At 43.9% G+C, this 3,328-nt stretch carries 3 protein-coding genes; 1 reads left to right on the top strand and 2 read right to left on the bottom strand.

Annotation, left to right across the window (positions count from 1 at the left end; translation table 11 throughout):
* A partial coding sequence (locus LBH98_04670; protein ID MDR0304049.1) for a phage tail family protein occupies positions 1-384 on the bottom strand: 384 nt, incomplete at its 3' end.
* A 281-nt stretch (positions 385-665) separates the two neighbouring features.
* Between LBH98_04670 and LBH98_04665 the strand changes: the two genes are divergently transcribed.
* A complete protein-coding gene (locus LBH98_04665) occupies positions 666-1,826 on the top strand; it encodes an IS110 family transposase (GenBank protein MDR0304048.1) in 1,161 nt (386 codons plus the stop codon).
* A gap of 261 nt (positions 1,827-2,087) precedes the next feature.
* On the opposite strand, the gene LBH98_04660 is transcribed toward LBH98_04665, so the two are convergent.
* Positions 2,088-3,328, bottom strand: a 1,241-nt coding sequence (locus tag LBH98_04660) for a hypothetical protein (GenBank protein MDR0304047.1), incomplete at its 5' end; no start/stop codon positions are given.

Here is a 3,328-nt window from a genome sequence, read left to right as displayed (position 1 = left end):
CAAATCAAACGCTCCGGCTGTCCGCAGCAGCCGTTCACAGTCCACAGCTTCCGAAAGCCGCGCCATGAAATATCTGTCGGACACATCGTCGAGTATTAACTCCCCAAGTCCCCGCGACGGGTCAAGCCACTCTGCCGCACCGTCTAATACCGACACTAAATCCGCAAAACTGTGCTGCGGATTTACTCCGCACTTAATAACAATGTGCTTTTCCGTACTGTCGCAGCCAAAGTCCGCAATACCGACTTTGCCGGGTACTGTTACATACGAATTCCGCAGGGAGGGAGACATCTGCCAATCCGTCAGCCGGGCGCGGATTTTCATGTTTTGCGACGGTATTCCGTTGTATATAAAACCCATAATCCTTTGGTATGATATATTCACAGCTAAATCATACGTCTCCTTTCAAAAATTTTGGTAAAGATTTGGTTTAGCTATATGCACTGTGATGCATAATGGTAATAGCAACCTGCGGACATTTCATAATCTAATGCGGCCGAGAAATCGGACTGCTCAACAGGAGACTACTGCCGCAGAATTACCGTGAATTTTAATAGTTGGTTGAGCCTGCAAAGTGCAGAAGTTCTTATCACAAACCAGGATATTTGGGTAATTTCTACGCGGCTTGAACGCAAGGTTGTGAGTTTTTTTAGCGGAGGTTTAATATGAAATATGTTGGCGTTGATGTCGCCAAGCAATCCCACTATGCCTGTGTCACTTCAGAGAACAATAAGATTTTAACGCCGCCGTTTTCTTTTGCGAACAATATTGACGGGTATAATTTGCTTCTGTCGAAGTTCAGGAAGTTCCCCAAAAACGATGTGGTGGTCGGTCTTGAATCAACGGGTGTTTACGGCGAAAATTTGATTGCTTTTTTATCGGAACAAGGCTATAAAATCGCCCTCATCAACCCGATTGAAACGTCCGGCATGAGCCGCAAGCGTATCAGAAATGCCAAGACAGACAAAATCGACAGCAAAGGAATATGCAAATATTTATTCCAAGAAGAATACCGCTTACTCGAATCGCAAGAGTTGAGCGTACTCGAACTGCGCGGTATTTGCCGCTTTCGCCAGTCGCTCAAAAAGCAAAACGCACGGCTTAAAACTCAGCTTGTGTCATATCTTGATGTCGTTTTTCCCGAATATCATACGCTGTTCAGCACTGTCCACGGCAAGGGTTCTTACGCTGTTTTAACAGAATTTCCATCGCCTACGGTCATTGCGAAAACCAATGTGGCAAAACTTGAAAATGTCTTAAAATCGGCTTCTCACGGGCATTTCGGCAGAGCCAAGGCGGAAGAATTGAAGGCATTGGCGAAGAAATCAATCGGCAATATTAACAATGATAAAAGTTTTCAAATCGCCTATACAATCGCTCAAATCCGCCTGATTGAATCCCAAATTGACGACACCAAAAAGCATTTAGCAGAGTTATGGGATAACATTGATACCGTACTCAAAACTATACCCGGAATCGGTGTTATTGACGGCGCAATGATTTTTTCTGAAATCGGTGATATTTCCCGTTTCCGCCGCCCAGACCAACTCATCGCGTTTGCCGGACTTGACCCGGCGACAAAGCAATCGGGAAACTTTCGCGCCGCGAGTACAAAAATGTCAAAGCGCGGTTCGGCGTTCTTGCGATACGCACTCGTTAATGCTGCCTGGAATGTTTCAATGAATAACGCCACTTTCGGCGAATATTACAATTTGAAACTTTCCGAAAAAAAGCGTCATTACAAAGCTCTCGGTCATGTTGCGGGGAAACTCACCCGCGTGATTTTTGCGATGCTCAAAAATAATATGGCATTTGATTTGCCGTGATTTTGAATAAACCCTAATCGTTCTTCCCATACTATAATTGCTTTTACTTGTTGGCAGGATAAGGCGACGCAGGAGTGCGACCTGAGCGGCTTACAAGGTTTTAGAAAAGTGATGACGGTGTGGGAACGTGAATACCCGCGCCGTTTTCTTTTTCATCACTTTGGAAAACCAATGCGATAAACTCCCGCGTCCGCAGTCGCGGAACCCCGACTGTCAAAAAAATTCGCAAATAGACGGTCTTTTTGTCGCGCCTTTTTATTCTCACAAGCAATTACCAAAATTTACATTGATATTTTTCTCAAAAATCACTTGACTTTTCATAGTTGGTCTCCTATCATCGTTCCAATCTGTTCCTGCCTTTGGTTCTTTACTTTCTTTGAACGTATTAAACATCGGGTAATAGTCATAATAAAGACTTGCGCCTACTTTTCCGGTGCGGTTTTTCAATATTTTAAGCTGCGCCCTGCGCGGGTCGGCAGACTTCTTTTCTTCTATCATTTTTGTCGTTTCCGTTCGCTTGTTATCGCTTTGATTTAGTTCGTCCATTCCCGCAAGCTGAAGCCCTAACAAAATATCGCTGCTGTACTCTATCGCTCCGGATTCTTTAAACGACGCTAAATTAACCGGCGCGGTATAATTATCGCGGTTAAAGCTGGAGATTGCTATGACCGGTATTTTTTTATCCCGGCTTAACCGCTTTAATTCAAGCACGGCTTTATCGGTATTTTGTTTGTCCGTGCCTCTCATGTCATACGGAGCTAATATTTGCAGATAATCTATAATCACAACCGGCGTATTACCTGTAAAAGAAATATGTTTCTGTACTTCCTGCCGCACTTCCCCAACGCCTATATCGCCTATACCCTCATGAATATAAATATACTCGCTGTACTCCGCATAATCCGATATGCTTTTATTTATTAATTCTTTTTCTTCGAAGCTATAATTTTTTCTTCTTGAACCCGCCAATATGCCACGTACCGTTTTGGCGTTTTCTGATTTTCCGCCGCAATTTTCAAAAGTTAACCGGCTTATACTCTTTGCCATCAACTCATAACGCGACATTTCAAGGCTGAACATGAGTACGTCATACCCCCGCTTCGCTATTTGGTCAGCTACTTGTAAAACGAAAGTTGTCTTACCCAATGAACTTATAGCCCCGATAACATAAAACCCCTCGTATAACCCGCCGTCTAACGCTTCGTCAAGCAGATTGAACCCGGTCGATATTGCCGGAGTATTTGCGCTGGCGGCTATTTCCCCCATAAGCGCATTTATATGATATGCCGTTGCCGTTTCAAGATATTTTGTTTTTACAGATTCCGCTTCCTGCTGGGCAACTTTTGCCGGGTCGCTGTTCACAAGCGCGGTAAAAACCTCGCGGTTAGCGGTTAAATGCTCGTTTGGGTCTTTATATTCCCCTGATGTGTTTATCTTATAAAAAGAGATTTTTAATTCTTCAAGCCCTGCTGTTAATTTTTCTTGCGCTTCTTTCCCGGCTT

It is taken from the genome of Chitinispirillales bacterium (assembly GCA_031254455.1).
GTDB lineage: Bacteria > Fibrobacterota > Chitinivibrionia > Chitinivibrionales > Chitinivibrionaceae > WRFX01.
Note: the sequence above shows the minus strand (reverse complement) of the source record. Positions and strands in the feature narration are given on the sequence as shown.

Coding starts and splice junctions, on each gene's coding strand:
- LBH98_04665 (MDR0304048.1), top strand. CDS start 666: ATGAAATATGTTGGCGTTGATGTCGCCAAGCAATCCCACTATGCCTGT.